Origin of the sequence: Psychrobacter sp. PAMC 21119 (assembly GCF_000247495.1) — a bacterium.
Taxonomy (GTDB): domain Bacteria; phylum Pseudomonadota; class Gammaproteobacteria; order Pseudomonadales; family Moraxellaceae; genus Psychrobacter; species Psychrobacter glaciei.
The window spans coordinates 34,878-54,940 of the sequence record NZ_AHVZ01000034.1; the positions used below are offsets into that span (position 1 = coordinate 34,878).

At 44.5% G+C, this 20,063-nt stretch carries 14 protein-coding genes; 10 read left to right on the plus strand and 4 right to left on the minus strand.

Annotation, left to right across the window (positions count from 1 at the left end; translation table 11 throughout):
• The first annotated feature begins 3 nt into the window (after positions 1–3).
• Positions 4–357 carry a HigA family addiction module antitoxin gene (locus tag RH96_RS11540; RefSeq protein WP_010201105.1) on the plus strand — a complete coding sequence of 118 codons (354 nt, stop codon included), beginning with the start codon at positions 4–6 and terminating at the stop codon, positions 355–357.
• 5 nt (positions 358–362) lie between these two features.
• On the opposite strand, the gene RH96_RS14650 is transcribed toward RH96_RS11540, so the two are convergent.
• From RH96_RS14650 to cas1f, 3 genes are all read right to left on the minus strand, one after another.
• Positions 363–1,520 carry a hypothetical protein gene (locus tag RH96_RS14650; protein ID WP_051000751.1) on the minus strand — a complete coding sequence of 386 codons (1,158 nt, stop codon included), beginning with the start codon at positions 1,518–1,520 and terminating at the stop codon, positions 363–365.
• A gap of 85 nt (positions 1,521–1,605) precedes the next feature.
• The gene (gene cas3f / locus RH96_RS11545; RefSeq protein ID WP_051000752.1) at positions 1,606–3,924 is read right to left on the minus strand and encodes a type I-F CRISPR-associated helicase Cas3f; all 2,319 of its coding nucleotides are present in this window, start codon (positions 3,922–3,924) and stop codon (positions 1,606–1,608) included.
• Complete coding sequence (gene cas1f / locus RH96_RS11550) at positions 3,925–4,920, minus strand: type I-F CRISPR-associated endonuclease Cas1f (RefSeq protein ID WP_010201107.1); 996 nt, start codon at positions 4,918–4,920, stop codon at positions 3,925–3,927.
• Between the two features lie 501 nt (positions 4,921–5,421).
• On the opposite strand from cas1f, the gene RH96_RS11555 reads away from it, so the two are divergent.
• The 9 genes from RH96_RS11555 (at position 5,422) to mmsB (ending at position 18,882) form a co-directional block, all read left to right on the plus strand.
• Complete coding sequence (locus tag RH96_RS11555; protein WP_202801464.1) at positions 5,422–6,555, plus strand: MFS transporter; 1,134 nt, start codon at positions 5,422–5,424, stop codon at positions 6,553–6,555.
• Positions 6,556–6,764: 209 nt separating this feature from the next.
• A complete protein-coding gene (locus RH96_RS11560; protein ID WP_010201109.1) occupies positions 6,765–8,435 on the plus strand; it encodes a fatty acid--CoA ligase in 1,671 nt (556 codons plus the stop codon).
• A 245-nt stretch (positions 8,436–8,680) separates the two neighbouring features.
• On the plus strand, positions 8,681–10,726 hold the full coding sequence (locus RH96_RS11565; RefSeq protein ID WP_010201110.1) for a propionate--CoA ligase: 2,046 nt from the start codon (positions 8,681–8,683) through the stop codon (positions 10,724–10,726).
• Positions 10,727–10,886: 160 nt separating this feature from the next.
• Positions 10,887–12,275 (plus strand): GntP family permease, encoded by a 1,389-nt coding sequence (locus tag RH96_RS11570; protein WP_010201111.1) that lies wholly within the window; start codon positions 10,887–10,889, stop codon positions 12,273–12,275.
• Between the two features lie 531 nt (positions 12,276–12,806).
• Positions 12,807–14,291 (plus strand): CoA-acylating methylmalonate-semialdehyde dehydrogenase, encoded by a 1,485-nt coding sequence (locus RH96_RS11575; RefSeq protein ID WP_010201117.1) that lies wholly within the window; start codon positions 12,807–12,809, stop codon positions 14,289–14,291.
• Between the two features lie 176 nt (positions 14,292–14,467).
• Complete coding sequence (locus RH96_RS11580) at positions 14,468–15,628, plus strand: acyl-CoA dehydrogenase family protein (protein ID WP_010201119.1); 1,161 nt, start codon at positions 14,468–14,470, stop codon at positions 15,626–15,628.
• Positions 15,629–15,733: 105 nt separating this feature from the next.
• Positions 15,734–16,516 carry an enoyl-CoA hydratase gene (locus tag RH96_RS11585; RefSeq protein WP_010201121.1) on the plus strand — a complete coding sequence of 261 codons (783 nt, stop codon included), beginning with the start codon at positions 15,734–15,736 and terminating at the stop codon, positions 16,514–16,516.
• Positions 16,517–16,573: 57 nt separating this feature from the next.
• Entirely contained in the window at positions 16,574–17,806 is a 1,233-nt protein-coding gene (locus tag RH96_RS11590) for an enoyl-CoA hydratase/isomerase family protein (RefSeq protein WP_010201122.1), read from the plus strand.
• A 140-nt stretch (positions 17,807–17,946) separates the two neighbouring features.
• Positions 17,947–18,882, plus strand: a complete 936-nt coding sequence (mmsB, locus tag RH96_RS11595; RefSeq protein WP_010201123.1) for a 3-hydroxyisobutyrate dehydrogenase — start codon at positions 17,947–17,949, stop codon at positions 18,880–18,882.
• Between the two features lie 89 nt (positions 18,883–18,971).
• Here the strand turns inward: mmsB and RH96_RS11600 are convergent, their stop codons facing one another.
• A complete protein-coding gene (locus tag RH96_RS11600) occupies positions 18,972–19,730 on the minus strand; it encodes an IclR family transcriptional regulator (RefSeq protein WP_010201124.1) in 759 nt (252 codons plus the stop codon).
• Positions 19,731–20,063: the final 333 nt, after the last annotated feature.

Here is a 20,063-nt window from a genome sequence, read left to right on the forward strand (position 1 = left end):
CTCATGTCTATTACTATGCAAGAAGCCAAAAATATGGATTTTAGCGATGTTGCTGATACCACCTTACCTGATATCCCGCTACTTACACCCGGCGAATACCTCAAAACTGAATTCCTAGATGAGCTTGGTCTATCAGCGTACGCGCTTGCCCGTGCTACCCATATGCCAGACTCGCGGCTTAGCGAAATTATCAATGGCAGACGGGCGATCACCGCAGATACCGCACTTCGCCTAGCCAAATACTTTGGTATGTCAGCACAATTTTGGCTCAACCTACAGAGCCACTATGATCTTGAGATAACCCGCTTAGAAGTGGCAGAGGTTATCGATACTATCGAACCTTATGACATGGCGTAGAGCCATTAATAATAATTGTCTTTTATTAGCCCTTCATCTTTCCAACAGCCAAAGCGCTCATCGAATAGCCAGCCAAGCTTATTGTCATAAACCGAGACCACTGCAAACCTCGTGAGTATTGTATTAGGGCTAAGATCATCATAGGTGGATTGCACCTCTAGCAGTGCATTAACAAGACTATCATTCAACCAAGGTGTCACATTGGGGTTGGACAATGGGGTTGTGCTGGGTTTAATCACTTTGGTAGTAGATTCTGTAGCAGATAGTCCTTGTATGCGAGCTTGTTCAGCGTTATATACTAGGTAGTGCTGTCCATCCTCGTTATGTTCATAGATATCATTGGGTGCGCGGTCGTTGTCTAAAGATGATTTGAAAGTGGTTGGTTCGATTATATATTCAGTTTGTGGCTGACCCGTTCGGAACGGCGTCAGGCAACTTAGATGAACGTGCGAACGGTTTGAAGTATTGGGGTCTTGCCAGTAGCCGTTGACCACATTGGTTTTATCATTACTCATCAAGTCCTTCATGACTTTATGTTCAAGATCGCTTAGGTATCGCGCGCCATCACGCTCATTTTCAGGCACGTTATTGATTCTAGGTGTCGCATCAATACGCTGCAATTCAGTCTCTCTAAAAACATAATGACTATCGTGACTTGTCAATAAAAAGTCTGGTTGCTCAAATCCGGGCATCGTAAAGACGGGCTGCGCGCCCCCTCGATTGGACTGTTTTAATGCCCTAATATTGTATTGCATTAAGCTGATATTAGGCTTGCTAGCCACTTTGTCAGGACGATGTCGCCAAACGCGTCCAGCCAGTTGGATAATGGAGCGCATAGAGGAGGGTTCTACGATTGCCCAGTCATAATCATGGTCACGTCCCACTTCTGCCACAGCGGTAGCCAGTACGATAAATACATGATGAGTCTTATGAGCATATGCTTTGATAGCATCGGTAATATGAGCATAGTCAAAGATACTGGCTTCATTACTGCCATCACGCTTTAGGAGTGTATCAAGCTTCGTCTCTAAGCGATTACGCAAGATAAGCACTTGATTGGCGTGGTAGCAGCACAAATGGTATTGAGTGTTATCTGAAGCTGGTGTGTCATTGAGATTGAACATAGCCATCGCAGTGTTCATAAGCGGTTGAATATTTGCCATACGAATCAGACCAACACTCACCTGATGACGGCTGCTGTCACCATTTTCTCTGAGAATATGGTGATCATGGTGGAGTACATTTGCATTATTGCAATAATGCCGTCGCAACCGCTTCATAAAAGGCGATATGCTGCTCTTTTTGATACGTTAATGCTAACGTTAAAATATTTGCCTGTCGTCTAATAGGCTGCTTGCGAAGGTAGAGGGTTCTTTCAGTCACGAAATTACGGTGATAGTGCTTAAAATCATCGTTATTGGTACAAGGAGTAACAGTACAGCTGTTTTCATCAAACCAGCCACAAATAACTTTGGGAGTCGGTTTTTGTAATTGTGCGTTAAATAATTGTCTACCTGCTAAATAGGCCTCGAACAACCCTTGTAACAGATCAGGCGGCAAGGTTGCGGACGATAGCATCACTCTAGCGCCAAATAATCCTGCTAAATGTATCAATCTTGATAAAGCAGGCAAGTTTTTATGATCAAAATCATCTGGCTCATCCAAAATCAAATCACTACTTAGCAGCCGTAAAATAGGAGCGATATGTTTGCCTGCTCTTTTACCTTCAGAGGCTTGTATTAGATGGTCAATTGTACAAACGACGACAGGGGCAAATAACAGCTCTTGGGCTTTTCGACTTTCAATAACTGTGCCTAGACCCAACTCCTCATAATCTGCGATATCAATTTCGCTATCCACCCATTCATCTACTAACGAATTGGCAGACTCACTACCATATACGGACTCATAAATGACGGATTCATAACTACTTTGATAATCAGAGGAAGTGTCTATCTCGTTGTTTGTGTTGACATCTAGAGTATTATTGTTCGCTACGTTCTGATTAAGCTCAAATAGCTGTTTTTGTGCACTGCCACCCACTAAAACAGCAAGCTGACTGGCATTGAGTTGTAAGTCATTTCGAAAGCTTTGACCCGTCTGTAAGGTTAGCACCCTTAGACCAAGAGCAACGGTTATTCGTGCTCCTTTTTGGGGATCAGCCAATGCGTACATAATACGGGCATTACCAATCGTCTTGCCACCACCCGTTGAGGTCATATTTACCCCAAAAAATCCATGGTCCTCGCTTAGCTCACGATACTCGTAAGCTTGCTTAAAGGCTTTGTTTTGCCACTTAAAGCGCTTATGAGCCGTATTTTTAACCAAAGGATCATGTCCAGTTAATCGAGGTAAACCCTGATGAATGGCGGGTAGTGCGCGACAAAAATGCGCGGTAAATTCACTGACACCGATTAGATGTTCATCCAATGCTTGTTTGATCGCTTTGGTATGCTGATCAGTATTGGCAGCAAGCTTATTTTTAAAGTCATCACTTCCTTGTACACGTCGTCTGTCATTTGCATCAAGACTGGAGTAGTTATGATCTCCTATCATCAAACATAAACGTGACAGATGAAGCAAAAAAGGGTCACTAATGGCTTGCTTGTGCTCAATTGCTTGCTGACTAAGCTGTTTTAACTGAGGATGAATTATTGCTTTTTTCGCCCAGCGTTTTAGTTTGCGCTGCCATAAAGAGCTATAAATAACCAGCTCATCAAATTGCCAGAAATTTTCTTGCTCAGTAGCGCTCATTTCCTTAACGCTTTTTGGGTTTTTTACCCAGTAGTCATGAGCTTTTATTTTTTTCTGATAATAAGAAGATTGATTGCGCTTCAAATCTCGATGATTGGTTTTCAATAACCTTAAGTCATCTGTGCGCTCATTAAAGAAATATTTATCGATAGGTGGCAGGCGATGGTGAGTCACAATTAACCAAGCGACCCAGCCTGCTAATGGCGGTAATTGGTCTATCTTGGCTTGCTCTGTATCCTGTTGTAATATCTTTGGCGTAATAGTATTTGAGCTGAGATAATCAGGTAAATCTTGTACTCGGGTCAGCCATTGCTCATCAGTCTGGCAGTCAGTAATAAGCCATATAAATAACTTAAGTGACACCCATTCATGACGATAGGGATCGCCTTGAAAAGTAGAATGAAAAAGCTTCTTTTGAAAGCCAATGGTAGACTTGCCAATATCGTGTAATAGAGCGGCGATAGTGGCGATAATTTGCATGCTTTCTAATGATGTCCACTCATTTTCCCACTCTCGGTGCAACAAATTGCGTCTAGTCCAGTTAACAGGAACAATCCCAACGTCATTAAATCTACGCTTATTGCCTACTATCCATACTAGCTCTGTCAGCTGACGAGTTTTATTACGATGACAGCTAACCGCAGTAGACTTAGTAGCCGACTTGCGTAGCAGCTGCTTGACCGTTTTTAGCCCATCTTCTGTAATGGCAGTCTGCCAAACATTGTTACCAATGCGATTGGCAAAGGCATCTAAGATACGCCGCGTACGACTAAGCGATTTCTTTTCACATTGAGAGACAAAGGTGACAATCATTTATGCCTCCCAATTTGAAGTCATAGCAAGCTGTTTTACGACTTCAAACTGATAGTCCAAGGCTTTGTGTTTAGTAAACATATTGAGACACTCTTGTCTGAACTGCTGCTCACTGAGGTTCTCAGCAGCACAAATAAAAGCGAGGGGCAGCACCAGCGCGTCTTTTATAATATCGGCAATATCGAATACCAATGCACCACGCCGGGTTTTGCCATGCATCACCGCAAAGCCATGCGGAATACCCAACGTCCACGCTGTGGTTGCACCAAGACCGTAAGCCAAATAGTTGCCATGATTGAGAAAGCCATTGGCCTTATCAATGCCCTCATGCTCACGGGTAAAGCCATCATAGCCGGTATTTTTTGCGGCCAGCTTATACAGCTTCTTGGTAAGTCGTGCCTCAAGCTGTAGCAAGTGCATCACTTCTTGCTGTTGATTAATCTGACGGATATTATCTTTAAGGAGGGCTTGCACCGCATCAATATTGCTATCAAAGCCCCATTGTTTTAAGTCGCTATCTTTACTCCAAACCGTTTGTAGATAGGCGAGACGAGCGTGTTGCAAATGCTTGGCAGCGGTTAAGCGCTTTTCATCATCCCACCACCAACTCATCCAGCCTTGAATATATTCAGTGGGACGATATTCACTTTGCGGTGTCATCCACTCGACATAGACTTCACGTTCAGCACCCATAAATAACGGCGAGCCGCCACCGCCACAAAACCCAACCAATACGCCTGCTTGTGACAACAGTCGCATCGCTGCTTGAGTAATGGACGTCCCTGTACCAAGCAGTATTGAGGTAGTATTAGCAATAGGAATGTTATAGTACAGATTGGCCTTGTCGTCTTCGGTCAGATATAACACACGACCGTCTTTTTGCATGACGCGACAATGAGAGAGGTAGTAGATGTTGGCACGTTTTGAGTGCAAGATGGTTTTAAGATCTGAGCTGTCAAAAGCAGTGTTGGTATAAGGATTACTAGGCTTTGCCACATTGACTCCACAACCAAACGCTAACGTGTACGCTTGATATTTTATGTTGAGGTGATGGGTTTGTTTTTTTAACAAATTATTATGTTTGACTCAAAAACAACAACCAATTAATGTCTATAAAATTACCGTCTAATGCCAGTGTAAGAAACCAATCAATAAAAAACAAGGGTTGAGTCTACTAAGACGACAATTGCTGTCGTGACAGGTCGGATTTTTATTTTTAACGATCAAACTTACACTACAGTTCGAACGTTGAGCCTGCCAATCAATGTGCTACCATAACAAGCTTATTGTCATGAATATAAATGATGATAAGTGTCGGCGTTTATTGCCCTATTTCTCTCACCCATGCCCAGCTAAATCGCGTCTAACTGTCGTGGCATAACCAATAAAGTCAGCCTTCTTGTGAATCATTCTACCGACCAGACCCAAAGTACCGTCCCACAGCCTTCTGTCTCACCAAATCATTCAACGTCATGGGTTTTAAAGCTCACTTTTGGCTTGATTGGCATGTTCGCTTTTTTACAAGTGTATTCTATTCAAGCGGTGCTACCCGTCCTGATGGTAGATTTTGCGGCGACTGAAGTGCAAGCCGGTATGATCGTTGGGGCAACCGTATTAGCAATCGCTATCATGTCACCGTTTTTGGGCATGCTCTCTGATGCGGTCGGGCGTAAGTCATTTATCGTTGGTGCTTTGTTGTTTTTAGCGATACCGACGGCGCTCATTGCGCAAAGCCCTAGCATTGGTTGGATGGGTATATGGCGCTTCATACAAGGACTCTCTGTGCCCGGTATTACTGTGGTGACCATTGCCTATATCGGAGAAGAGTTTGAGGGACGGGCTGTCACTGAGTTGATGTCATTTTATGTCTCAGGTTCGGTATTTGGCGGCTTTATGGGACGATTTTTGCTCGGGCATTTACACGAGCTTATCGGCTGGCGTGCCGGCTATTATGTGATGGCAGCGATGACGCTGATAGGTGCGCTCTGGGTCGGTAAAATGCTACCCTCATCGCGTCACTTTGAGGCCAATCCGAACTTTCGCTCAGCGATACAGACGCTGGGTGAGCATTTGACCAATCGTTACGTGGTGACCGCCTGTTTGCTTGGTGCTTGTGTATTATTCTCATTAGTTGGCTGTTTTACCTTTATTAATTTGCACTTAACAGGCACGCCATATGAGCTCGGTACGGGTGCGCTGGCCAATATTTTTGCGGTGTACTTAATTGGGGTAGTCATTACGCCATTGTCCTCTACATTGCTACGTCGATTTGGTTCAGCACGAACCGTTCGGGTGGCCGTTATTGTGTCGATATTTGGGATGTTATTGACGCTGGTGACGCCACTTTGGGGTATTATTGTAGGGCTGGCGATTATGTCCTCTGGCGTGTTTGTCACTCAGGCGGCAACGATTAGCTATATTGCGGTCAATGTCAAAAAAGGTCGCTCGCTGGCTTCTGGCTTATACTATATGGGCTATTATGCAGGTGGCACTCTAGGGGCATGGCTATGCGGGATAGCGTACGCGCGCGGTCAATGGTCACTTACCGTATGGCTGTTATTATTCGTGCAAGTACTGGCATTATCGGTCGCTAGCTTTGGCATGATAAAAACCAAACCCCGAACCACTTAACCTATATATAGCTCGTCAAATATGACATAAAAATCACAGCTACTATCTTAATACTTACGTAAGCAGCCTTTACATGGTTGAGGTTTTTTCTTACTATCATTACAAGGTTTGTCGAGCATATTTTTTATTAAAATAATAATTTCAGTTCGCCTCAAACCCTTTAATAGCCATTAAAATTACTGTAAATAATTAACAAGGACGTCAGATTTATGTCAAATATCTATCACAGTGCGCCAGCTGCTTATGAGTTCCCATTACTGATTAAGCAGTTGTTAAACCGTGCCAAAACCGTCTCACAAGATCAAGAAATCGTTTATGCAGATAAAAAGCGCTTCACTTATAAAGATCTGTTTAATCGTATCAATCGCTTGGCCAATGTTTTAGCCGACCTGAATCTTGATACTGGTGATGTGGTTGCCGTTATGGATTGGGATAGCCATCGCTATTTAGAATCCTACTTTGCGGTGCCAATGTCGCAGTATATTTTGCAGACCGTTAATATCCGTCTATCACCAGAAAAGGTGCTGTACACCATCAATCATGCAAAACCAAAAGTGCTGATGCTGAACTCTGAGTTTGCCGCACTGGTGAAGGATTATCAGTTTGAAAACTCCAGTATCGAGCATATTATTTGGCTAGATGATAATGGCATGACGGTAGAAGGCGTTTTTGGTGATAACCAAAGTCGCGTAACGGGTGAGTATGAGGCATTGCTAGAAGCCGCTGATGATACTTTTGAGTTTCCAGATTTTGATGAAAACACGATTGCAACGACTTTTTATACCTCAGGCACCACAGGCGATCCAAAAGGCGTGTTTTTTAGTCATCGTCAGTTGGTACTACATAGTATGGCAGAAGCCGCCACGCTGGGTATGTTGCCGAACAAACAAGGCGTGAGTAACGGCGATGTTTATATGCCGATGACGCCGATGTTCCATGTGCATGCATGGGGTTTTCCTTTTACCGCGACCATGGTTGGTCTAAAGCAAGTCTATCCGGGACGCTATGCGCCTGATACTTTGCTCGATTTAATCATCAATGAAAAAGTCAGCATCACCCATTGTGTGCCGACGATTCTGCAAATGGTACTCAAAGAAGCGCAAGATCGAGGTGCCAGTTTTAATGGTCTAAAAATGATCATTGGTGGTTCAAGATTGACCGAAGGGTTAGCAAAGTCTGCATTGGCACAAGATATCGAAGTCTATACGGGCTACGGTATGTCGGAGACAGCGCCGCTCATTAGCCTGACAGAATTTAGCCTCAACGAGCCAGAAATGACGGAAGAAGAAGACATCGCTCGCCGTTGTATGACTGGTAAGCCAGTGGTTATGGTGGACGCCCAGATATGGAGTACAAGTAATGAGCCAGTTGGCACGGGTGAAGAAAATACGGGCGAGCTGGTATTGCGTGCACCGTGGTTGACCCAAAGCTATCTAAAAAATGACGATGCTGGCAAAGAGCTGTGGGAAAATGGCTATATGCATACTCAAGATATTGCCTATGTACGGCCTGATGGCTATATTAGAATCACGGACCGTCTAAAAGATGTGATTAAATCAGGTGGTGAGTGGATTTCATCATTAGAGATTGAGACGATTTTGTCGCTGCATCCATCAGTGGCTGATGTGTCGGTCATTGGCGTTCGTGATAAGCAGTGGGGCGAGCGCCCATTGGCATTAGTGGTGCTCAAGCCTAATGCTCAAGAGACCAAAGTCGAAGATATCAAAGCCATTGCTGAGAAAGCGGTAGAGCGCGGTATCATTCCTAAGTATGGTGTGCCCAGTCAGTTCAAGTTCGTTGATGAATTGCCCAAAACTTCTGTAGGCAAGCATGACAAAAAAGTCATGCGTGAGATGTATGCCGATCAGACCGAAGTATAACTTTACGTGTCTCATTATCTAAAGTCGTTAGCTGTTAAAGTATTTAAATGTTCATTATGATCGAACAGATTAAACGCTTAACAGTTGACCTTTATTGTTAGCTCTGCTACATTTTAAACCGATACATAATGTATCGGTTTTTCAGTTCTGGCACGGATGACCAGTACCTCATTACGATATTGTTTATCACAACTATATTCAAAACTATATTGCATCATATCTTGTTTACGCTAAGGACAGCTATTATGAGCGACCCAATCAACAACCAAGTGGCAACCGAACTTTCTGAAAATGGCCAAACTCCAGCCACTCAGATCCCGAGCTTTGCTGATATTTACCACAGCTCTATCAACGATCGCGAGCAATTCTGGGCAGAGCAAGCGAAACGTATCTACTGGCATAAAGAGCCGGAACAAATCCTTGATGACAGTAATTTGCCGTTTGCTAAATGGTTCGTCGGCGGTGAGACCAACCTCTGCTATAACTGTGTCGATCGCCATCTGCCTGATCGTGCTGAGCAAGATGCTTTTATTTGGCTGTCCTCAGAGATCAATCAAGAGCTAATAGAAACCTTCCCCACCGTGGCTGATGCTTTTAGCGATTTGGGCAATAACGTTGAGTTCTATACAGACTATACCAAGCGCCGCCTAACCTATAATGACTTGTATAAAGAGGTCAACTATTTCGCAGATGTGCTGCAACGTCATGGTGTTGGAGAGGGCGATCGAGTCATCATTTATATGCCGATGATTTTAGAGGCCGCTTATGCCATGTTGGCTTGTGCGCGTATCGGTGCGATTCATTCGGTGGTATTTGGTGGGTTTGCCGCGCACAATTTAGCCATTCGTATGGATGATGCCGAGGCAAAAATGGTCATCACGGTCGATGCTGGTCTGCGCGGTGGTAAAGTTATTAATTACAAAAACCTTGTCAATCAAGGGGTAGAGCAAGCGACAGCCAAGCCTGAGCATGTATTGGTCGTTGATCGTGGTATTTTACCTTTTGCAGCGCAAGCGATAGATATCGATTATGCGACTGAGCGCCGCATCAGCTGCGAGGCTAATGCCATCGTTGATCCCGTATGGTTAGAGTCCAATACCCCATCGTATTTACTTTATACCTCAGGTACTACTGGCACGCCAAAGGGCGTACAGCGTGACACGGGCGGTCATGCCGTGGCGTTAACGACCTCGATGGACTATATTTATGATGGTAAAGCTGGTGAGACCTTTTGGGCGATATCCGATATTGGCTGGGCAGTGGGTCACTCTTATACTATTTATGCGCCATTGTTGGCAGGTATGACCAGCGTCATGTACGAAGGTCTACCGCACCGTCCCAATCCGGGCATCTGGTGGCGTATCGTTGAGGCCAACAAGGTGAATATTCTTTTCACCGCGCCTACAGGTGTGCGTATGCTCAAAAAGCAAGATGAAACTTGGATGACACGCTATGATGTCTCTAGTCTTAAGTCTTTCTTTTTAGCCGGTGAGCCACTTGATCAGTCTACAGCGGATTGGTTAAAGAAACATCTGGGCGTGCCTATTTTAGATCATTACTGGCAAACTGAGTCCGGCTGGCCCATTCTAAGCAATACCCCAAAATTTGATGATAAACCGCACAAACAAGGCTCACCTGGTTATCCGATGTATGGCTATGATGCGCATGTGATCAATGAAAAAACAGGCGAGCGTTGCGCTGCGGGCGAAAAAGGCTTGCTGGCAATTACTGCGCCTCTACCACCTGGCTGCCTGACAACCGTATGGCGTAACGATGAGCGCTTTATTAGCAGCTACTTTAGTTTAGCTGATGGCAATGAGTACTCTACATCAGACTATGCCGTAACTGACGAAGATGGTTGCTTTTATATACTTGGCCGTACCGATGATGTCATCAATGTCGCTGGTCATCGGATTGGTACTCAAGAGATTGAGGAGGCGATTAGCACCCATCCTGAGATGGCAGAGTGTGCCGTTGTGGGCATTCATGATGAGCTGAAAGGCGAGTTACCCATCGCGTTTTGTGTGCTAAGAGACCACACCCAAGTGGCCACAACCGAAAACCGCTTTCGCTTTGAACAACAAATCATTGGCGCAGTCGTCAAGTCGCTTGGCGGCATTGCGCGTCCAGCAGCGGTTTATTTCCCGCAATCAGTACCAAAGACCCGTTCTGGTAAAATACTACGCCGCGCCATACGTGCGCTGGCCGAAAACAAGCCCACAGGAGATATGTCAACACTCGACAATCCAGCAGCGATTGATGCGATTAAGCAGTCTATGAAAGATTATTAGGAAATAATCAGCCTAGGTTTTTTGGTTAAAGTGTGCTAGATATTCAAAAATAGTCTCTGTCGGAGCTATGGTTGAACATCTGGCACACTTTAAGAGAATACCCAATTTTACCTAGCGCATTTCTACGACTTATTCGTTTGCGTTAAAGGAAGTTGCTGTTATGGATATTTTTGCCATTGTATTGTCTTTGGTATTGTTAATGTATTTTGCTTATCGAGGAGTGAGTGTTTTAATACTAGCCCCTGTTCTTGCCATTCTAGCTGTTGTTCTAAGCGGCGTTGGCAGTCAAAGCATGGGAATGTATACCCAGATATTTATGGAGGGGATGGGCAGCTTTGCGGTTAAGTACTTTCCCTTATTTTTACTCGGGGCTATTTTTGGCAAGCTGATGCAAGACTCAGGCTATGCTTATGCCATTGCCAAAACTTTAGTGACAAGATTAGGAGACAAGCATGCCATGCTATCGGTGGTATTGGCTTGCGCTATTCTTACTTATGGCGGGGTATCCGCTTTTGTGGTTACTTTTGCCATATACCCGATTGCCGCTGCTTTGTTCAGACACGTCAATATTCCCAAAAGATTGATACCGGGTGCGATTTGTATTGGTGCCTTAACACTGACCATGACCGCATTACCGGGTACTCCTTCAATTCATAACGCTATTCCCATGCCTTACTTTGAGACAGATGCATTTGCAGCCCCTGGATTAGGCATTATTGCCGCAATAATTATGCTGGGTGGCGGTATGTTATGGATGAGTCGCCAACTTCGTATTGCCCGTGTGAATAATGAAGGGTATGGCAATCATACTTTAAATGAACAAGACAGCCCTTCGAACAACGATATACCCAATTTCTGGCTAGCACTATTGCCCATTGTCATCGTTATATCAGGCAATTATGTCTTTTCAAAGATCATAATACCTTTGTGGAGCAACAGCTACTTAGCTGATGAAAAATTTGGAGGGGTAGAACTAAGCTCGGTCATTGGTATTTGGTCCATAATTCTATCGTTGGTTTTGGCTTGTATTTTTGTTATGGCATTTAATTTTAGAAAAATGGACAGTGTAAAAGAAAGTTTAAACAAAGGCGCTATGGGATCTTTACTGCCGATTTTTAATACGGCATCAGAGGTGGGCTATGGGTCTGTTATTGCGACGCTTGCAGGCTTTGCCATTATCAAACAGTACCTTATGGGGTTTGCGCCAGGCAATCCATTGATATCTGAAGCGATCATGATTAATGTTTTAGCGGGTATCACAGGATCAGCGTCTGGTGGGTTGGGTATTGCCCTAGAGATTATGGGCGCAAGTTATATGCAATTAGCAGAGCAGTATAATATTGACCCTGAACTGATGCATCGTATCGCTTCTTTAGCGGCAGGTGGGCTGGACTCATTACCACATAACGGGGCTATCATAACCATGCTCGCTATTTGTGGGCTCACCCATAGAGAGTCCTATAGAGATATCTTTGTGACGGCTGTCTTAGTCCCGTTGATAGCACTAATCACAGTGATTACCTTAGGAACAATGTTTGGGTCGTTTTAATCCTTTGTAGAATGATAGTTTGTTACCTAGAAACAAGGTAAACGCTCTAATTTATATATAAAATTTGTTTATATTGCTACTTATGTTGTTTTTTACTCATATTTCACCTTTGAGCTCATGGACTCTCATGGGCTTTTTTTGTTCCTAAATTTTACTCTGCGTGTTTAAGTTAGCGATAAATAATGGCTGATATAAATTTATGATGTCTATGTTTAACGTTCAGGTTTAAAGTTTAGGTTTAACGTTCAGGTCTAGCGTTCATATTTACCATCAAAATACCATTCGGAAGGCTAATAGACTTTTACCAGCGCCCATACTAACAAGGATATTTTTCTTTAGAAGGAAATCCTTTACTAAAACTTCAACAAAGCCCTTGACCCTAAAATTGTTTTATTGTTATAGTCAATAACGATACGTAATAAATCATTTTATAATTAATGTGATTTGTAGCAACCTATGAATTTTTAATCCTCCTCATAACTATAAAGATACCGTTACGCGGTAGTCTCGCAAACAAGATAAGGATATCTTATGCACCACGTTCAGCAGCTCATCAATGGTCAATTTGTTGATTCTAATACCAGCGAATGGATTGATATCACCGATCCTGCCACCCAAGAAGTCATTGCCAAAGTCCCGCAGACCACAGATGATGAGATTAACCAAGCCGTTGCTGCTGCCCAAGCGGCTTTTCAGACTTGGCGCAAAACACCGATTACCACTCGTGCTCGTATCTTTTTAAGATACCAAGCGTTGATACGCGAGCATATGGATGAACTGGCAGCAATCTTAACCGCTGAACAAGGCAAAACGATTGCAGATGCCCGTGGTGATGTATTCCGTGGCCTAGAAGTGGTCGAGCATGCCGCAGGTATTGCAAATTTACAGGTTGGCGATTTCGTCGAAAACGTGGCCTCAGATGTGGATACCTACAGTATTTGGCAGCCACTTGGCGTCTGTGCAGGCATTACACCCTTTAATTTTCCAGCGATGATTCCGCTTTGGATGTTCCCGATGGCGATTGCTACGGGCAATACCTTCATTTTAAAGCCTTCTGAGCAAGATCCGATGGTCACCATGCGTTTGGTTGAGTTGGCAGTCGAAGCGGGCGTACCCGAAGGCGTGCTAAACGTGGTACATGGCGGCAAAGTGACCGTTGATGCGATTTGTGACCATCCCGATATCAAGGCGGTTTCTTTTGTTGGATCAACCAACGTCGGCAAACACGTCTACGAGCGTGCCAGCAAATCAGGCAAGCGTGCCCAGTGCATGATGGGTGCCAAAAACCATGGCGTTATCTTACCTGATGCCAATAAAGAGCAAACGCTCAATCAACTAGCGGGTGCCGCCTTTGGTGCTGCTGGTCAACGTTGTATGGCGCTGTCAGTCGTGGTGTTAGTCGGTGCTGCTGGTGAGTGGATTGATGACATTAAAGCCAAAGCAGAAGGCTTAATCGTCTCAGCTGGTAAGCATGATAAAGACTTAGGCCCACTTATTTCTCCTGCCGCCAAGGCTCGTGTTGAGCATTTGATTGGTACGGGCGTAGAAGAAGGCGCTAGTCTGTTGCTTGATGGTCGCGGTATCACCGTCGAAGGCTATGAAAAAGGCAACTTCGTCGGGCCAACTATCTTTGATAATGTCACAAGCGATATGCAGATTTATAAAGAAGAAATTTTTGGTCCAGTGCTTTGCATTATGCGTGCCGCCAGCCTTGATGAAGCGATTGAGCTGCTTAATGCCAATCCACATGGTAACGGTACGGCTATCTTTACTCAGTCAGGTGCTGCAGCGCATAAATTCCAGCAAGACATTCAGGTCGGTCAAATCGGTATCAACTTGCCGATTCCTGTGCCGCTACCGATGTTCTCATTCTCAGGCTCACGTGCCAGCAAACTTGGTGATCTTGGTCCTTATGGTAAGCAAGCCGTTCAGTTTTATACTCAGACCAAGACGGTAACTGCGCGTTGGTTTGATGATGAGGCAAGCCGCGGCGTCAATACCACTATTTCAATTTAATCGTTAATCCGCTATACGTGTGGTATAGCGCCACTCATGTTTCATATGTTTTTTAATATCAAAGCATAATTTTGTGATGGTCGTTATGCCACTGCTATACTGTATAAACGATATTAAACGAATGACTCATCAAACCTGAGTCACCATATTTGCTTTGCAAGCACAAGGATGATCTTATGGATTTCTCATTGACAGACGACCAAATTGCCTTTCGCCAAACTGCCAGACAGTTTGCGCAAAAAGAGCTAAAGCCAAATGCAGCTGAGTGGGATCGCACCTCACATTTCCCAGTCGATGTTATCAAAAAATCAGGTGAGCTTGGGTTTTTGGGGCTGTATACCAATCCAGATTATGACGGTTTAGGATTACCGCGCTTAGATTCTGCTATGGTTTTTGAAGAGTTGGCATGGGGTGATACGTCTGTGGCGGCTTATATGAGCATTCATAATATGGCAGGCTGGATGATCGGTGAATATGGTAGCGATGTCCTATGCAAAAAATATTTGCCGAAGATGGTCAGCGGTGAATGGCTTGGCAGCTACTGCTTGACAGAAGCTAATGCTGGCTCTGATGCAGCCTCATTGCGTACCAAGGCTGATAAGCAAGGCGACCATTATGTGCTTAATGGGGAAAAAGCCTTTATCTCCGGTGCTGGTGAGACTGATGTATTAGTAGTGATGGCACGGACAGGTGGCGCAGGGCCGAAAGGCATCTCAGCATTCGTTATCGATGCGCATAGCGCTGGTATTGAATATGGCAAAAATGAGCATAAGATGGGCTGGAAAGCACAGCCAACGCGAACCATTAGCTTTAAAGACGTCAAAGTGCCAGCAGAAAACTTAATAGGTGAAGAAGGTCAAGGCTTTCGTATCGCTATGAAAGGCTTAGATGGTGGACGTATCAATATCGGTATCTGTGCAGTTGGTACGGCACAGTCAGCGCTAGAGACCGCAACCAATTATGTGCAGGAGCGTAGTCAATTTGGTAGCCAGATTGCCAGCTTGCAATCAGTACAGTTCAAGCTTGCTGACATGCTGACGCAAACCATTACTGCACGGCAAATGCTGTATTTGGCGGCTAGTAAAGTCGATAACAATGATGGGCAAGCGTCTACCTACTGCGCCATGGCAAAGCGTCTCTCGACTGACCTTTGTTTTGATGTCGCCAATGAAGCGCTACAGCTACACGGTGGTTATGGCTATCTAAATGAATATCCACTTGAGCGCCATGTACGAGATTTGCGTGTGCATCAGATTTTGGAAGGCACCAATGAGATCATGCGAGTGATTGTCTCGCGTCAGCTATTGCAGGACGATGCGTTGGATCAATTACGTTAACTGCATTAGTCAGCTAATCTGGCTTAGCTATGATTAGCTGCAGCTTTTGTACCTAGCGCCTAACCAATAAACCATACCAAATTCAGATAAAATAAAGGACTATTTATGACGGATTATACCAATCTCAAGTTATCGATTGACGGTCATACTGCTACTGTGACATTGAATAACCCGCCAGCCCATACGTGGACGATGGACAGTCTACCAGCGCTAAAGCAGCTGGTGACTGATCTTAACGCCAATGATGATGTTTATGCCTTAATCATTCATGGCGATGGTGAGAAGTTCTTTTCAGCGGGTGCGGATTTGAATAATTTCTCGGATGGTGATAAAGGCCGAGCAATAAGCATGGCCATCGCTTTTGGCGACGCGTTTGAAGCGTTGTCGGCTTATCGCGGCGTCAGTATCGCGGTTATCAACGGCTATGCCATGGGCGGCGGACTTGAGTGTGCGTTGGCATGTGACATTCGTATCGCAGAAGCACATGCACAGATGGCCTTACCAGAAGCTGGTGTTGGCTTATTGCCATGCGCGGGTGGCACCCAAAATCTAACAGCTTTAGTGGGTGAAGGTTGGGCGAAGCGCATGATATTGTGCGGCGAGCGTGTTGATGCAGATACCGCATTACGTATCGGCTTGGTTGAAGAAGTCGCTGCTAAAGGGGAAGGGCTACAAGCAGCACAAAAGCTTGCGCAAAAAGTCGCTAAGCAATCACCCGTTGCCGTCAGCTATTCTAAAACACTTATCCAAGCCGCTAGAAATACCCCGCCTGCGCAAAACCTTATCCATGAGCGCGAAGCTTTCGTGAAATTGTTTGATACCAACGATCAGCGCGAAGGCGTACAAGCATTCTTAGAGAAGCGCAAACCTACGTGGCAAAATAAATAGTCTGTAGGCATGTCTTGATATTTACTTTACTCATTTTAATTTTGGTAGGTCTCTTTTATGACAGCAGCAACAGAAAACACAGAACAAGCAGCGCCTGTATTGTTTAATACTGAACCGACAGAGTGTGGCCATCTTATTGGTATCATGACGTTAAATACTCCCAAATCACTCAATGCCTTAAGTGTTGAGATGTGTCAATTGTTATCACAACAGTTAGAGCAATGGCAAAGTGATGAGCACGTAATGGCGATACTACTAAAAGGGGCAGGCGATAAGGCGTTTTGTGCTGGCGGGGATATACGTAAACTCTATGACAGCATGTCTGCCAGTGCGCCAATGCCAAACCCTTATGCGACTGAGTTTTTCAGCCATGAGTATCGTCTATACCGCCAAATGCACTTTTATACTAAGCCATTAATACTATGGGGTGACGGCATTATTATGGGCGGTGGCATGGGATTGATGTCAGGTTGCAGCCATCGTCTGGTGACCGAGCGCACCCGCTTTGCGATGCCAGAAGTGACTATTGGACTGTTCCCCGATGCTTCTGGCAGTTGGTTTTTGCAGCGTATGCCAGCCAAAGCAGGTTTGTTCTTAGGACTAACGGGTGCGATGTGCAATGGTAACGACGCAATGTTGGCTAACCTTGCAGAGTATGCTGTCGCCAGTAGTGATTATGATGCCGTCATACAAAGTTTAAAACAGAGCGATTGGCAGGTTGCAGCTAGTAGTACGGATAAATGTGATAACAATAGTGCCTACAGTATCGTTAGCCGCGCACTGGCAGCACAGCCTGTTGCCGAGTTGCCTGCTAGTAAGCTAGCAACATACTGGCAGCCTATCCAGCAATTGATGAATAGCGGCGGTCTAGGCGATATTGATGCGCTCCTACAAAGCGACGAGGCATTGGCAAATCTAGATGCAAACTTTGCTGATGATAGCTGGACGCAGCGAGCAGTGACTACTTATCGCCAAGGTTGCCCAGTGACCGTTGCTTTGACCTATGCGCTTTATCATAAAGTCACAGATTTATCGATAGAGCAGGTTCTATATTTAGAAACCAATGTGGCGGTACATTGTGCGGCCAATCCTGACTTTAGAGAAGGCGTACGTGCGCTATTGATTGATAAAGATCGCAATCCGCAATGGTCGCGTTCATTAGCCGACTGTCTCAGTACCGAAGGTCAGAATTACATTCATCAGCACTTTGCGAACCCTTATTCTAAAGGCGAGCATCCCTTGGGCGATTGGTTGGGTGATGAGGCAGCAGGCAATCAGCTGGTGCGTTAAAGACTGGATGTGTCAATTCAATATAAATATTAAATATAAATTAAACTCAAATAAACAGCGTACAACTATATATGTAGCATTATACGTAGCAAGCAATGCCTGCACGTATGATCAATACTTAACCATCAAGGAATGATGAGATGAATACAAAGGATGTAAATGCCACCAGTAGCGATACTACTAAGCCAAATATTGCCTTTATTGGGCTTGGTAATATGGGCGCACCGATGGCAGAAAACTTGTTAAAAGCAGGTTATACACTATCTGTCTATGATTTGTCTGAGGACGCGACTCAGCGTTTACAGCAAGCAGGTGCTAGCGTGGCGGATAGCCCGAAAGACGCTGCAAGCAATGCGCAAGTCGTTATTAGCATGTTACCAGCTGGCAAGCACGTCCATTCTGTCTATCTTGGAGATAGTGGTCTGCTCGCAGAATTACCCAAAGGCACCTTGGTCATCGATAGTAGTACGATAGCCGCAGCTGATGCAAGGACGGTAGCAGAGGCGGCAAGTGAGCTTGGCATTGACTTCATAGATGCGCCAGTCTCAGGCGGTACGGGCGGTGCCATCGCTGGTAGTTTAACCTTTATCGTCGGTGGCAGCGACGATGCATTTGCCAAAGCAGAGCCGATACTAGCAGTCATGGGCAAAAACATCTTTCATGCAGGCGACCACGGTGCCGGACAAGTCGCGAAAATCTGTAATAATATGCTGTTAGGTATTCTCATGGCAGGGACAGCAGAGGCGATCAATTTGGGTGTCAAAAACGGCTTAGATCCAAAAGTGCTGTCAGATATTATGCTACAAAGCTCAGGTCGTAATTGGACACTAGAAGTCTATAACCCTTATCCGCAAGTAATGGAAAATGTGCCATCCAGTAATGGTTATAAAGGCGGCTTTATGAGTAAGCTGATGCAAAAAGATCTGAATCTTGCGATGCAAACCGCTCAGGATACCAATGTTGAGACACCAATGGGTGCCAAAGCGACAGAGCTGTATGAAGCTCACACAGTCGAGAATGGTGATAGGGATTTTTCTAGCATCATGGGTCGTCATGACGCATCGTTGCTGTCTTAGAAATACAAAGACTTATAGATAAAAAAAAGGTCTACGCTATGATATTAGCGCAGACCTTTTTTTGAGTTTGGTTTTGATTGTCAATGTTGTTAATTTTGTAGGTCATATACTAGCGTCTGTACATCCTGCGCGGCTTTTCGCAGTCGTGGTACATGGGTCAACAGCTCGTCTAGCGACACGCGTATGGTTGGTGCGTGCAGATATAATGAAGCCAGATAGCGTGACTTCTTGTCCAATATAGGCACAGCGACTGCCACCATCTCAGAGATAAACTCCTCGTTGTCGATGCCGATACCAGTATCGGCGATACGATCAAGCTCAGCATTCAATGCATCAATATCGGTGATAGTATTTTTGGTGAACTTATCTAGTGGCAAACCTTGCAATATTTTATGACGGCTAGTAGGAGACAATTGACTCAAATATAGCTTACCTGTCGCTGTACACCACATGGGTGATTTTGCCCCTACAGGGAGATAAATCTGCAATGGTAAGGTCGTTTGTGCACGGTTGGTATAAATCATATCCATATGATAGGGAATACCAATCCCGCAAGTTTCTTTAATTTCGTTAACCAGCTTTTGCAGGATCATCTGCCTTTCATTAAAGAATAGACGTTGTTGCCAGAGCTCAACACTCAGATTGCGTACCCGTTTGCCAGGGATAATACCGCCACCAATATCAACGGTCAAAAAACCATCATCAACCAAGTTTTGAATCAATCGATGGATGGTTGGTTTAGGGATATCTAACTCTTGTGACAGCTCAAGTGGAGAAAGCGGCTTAGAAGCATAGGACACCGCCTCGATGATCTCTAGCACACGGGTAATTGATGATACTTTAGGCATAAAAATGGCTCAATAGTAAGAAAAAAATAAGGCGGAGAACAGCAAAACGTTTAGAACGATGAGTGAAGCATTGGCAACGCTAACGTATATACTATATGCCTATCTAATTTAGCATAATATTAGCCTCAGACAAGCACTACTCACGCTATAATTAATCACACCATAAATAAACATACGATTATCAGTTCAATCTTATTTAAAATGTCCATTACACCGCAAATAGCAGAATCAGTAATAAAAGATACGTCAACTCACAAATCACAACAAACGGTAGTAATAAGCTAACTAACTACTATTGAGTTGGTTCAGCGGCTCATTCATCATAATGACATA

Bases quoted from the DNA above. Each gene is read 5' to 3' on its own strand.
- RH96_RS11540 (WP_010201105.1), top strand. From the start codon at position 4: ATGTCTATTACTATGCAAGAAGCCAAAAATATGGATTTTAGCGATGTT.
- RH96_RS14650 (WP_051000751.1), bottom strand. From the start codon at position 1,520: ATGGCAAATATTCAACCGCTTATGAACACTGCGATGGCTATGTTCAAT.
- cas3f (WP_051000752.1), bottom strand. From the start codon at position 3,924: ATGATTGTCACCTTTGTCTCTCAATGTGAAAAGAAATCGCTTAGTCGT.
- RH96_RS11560 (WP_010201109.1), top strand. From the start codon at position 6,765: ATGTCAAATATCTATCACAGTGCGCCAGCTGCTTATGAGTTCCCATTA.
- RH96_RS11565 (WP_010201110.1), top strand. From the start codon at position 8,681: ATGAGCGACCCAATCAACAACCAAGTGGCAACCGAACTTTCTGAAAAT.
- RH96_RS11570 (WP_010201111.1), top strand. From the start codon at position 10,887: ATGGATATTTTTGCCATTGTATTGTCTTTGGTATTGTTAATGTATTTT.
- RH96_RS11575 (WP_010201117.1), top strand. From the start codon at position 12,807: ATGCACCACGTTCAGCAGCTCATCAATGGTCAATTTGTTGATTCTAAT.
- RH96_RS11580 (WP_010201119.1), top strand. From the start codon at position 14,468: ATGGATTTCTCATTGACAGACGACCAAATTGCCTTTCGCCAAACTGCC.
- RH96_RS11585 (WP_010201121.1), top strand. From the start codon at position 15,734: ATGACGGATTATACCAATCTCAAGTTATCGATTGACGGTCATACTGCT.
- RH96_RS11590 (WP_010201122.1), top strand. From the start codon at position 16,574: ATGACAGCAGCAACAGAAAACACAGAACAAGCAGCGCCTGTATTGTTT.
- mmsB (WP_010201123.1), top strand. From the start codon at position 17,947: ATGAATACAAAGGATGTAAATGCCACCAGTAGCGATACTACTAAGCCA.
- RH96_RS11600 (WP_010201124.1), bottom strand. From the start codon at position 19,730: ATGCCTAAAGTATCATCAATTACCCGTGTGCTAGAGATCATCGAGGCG.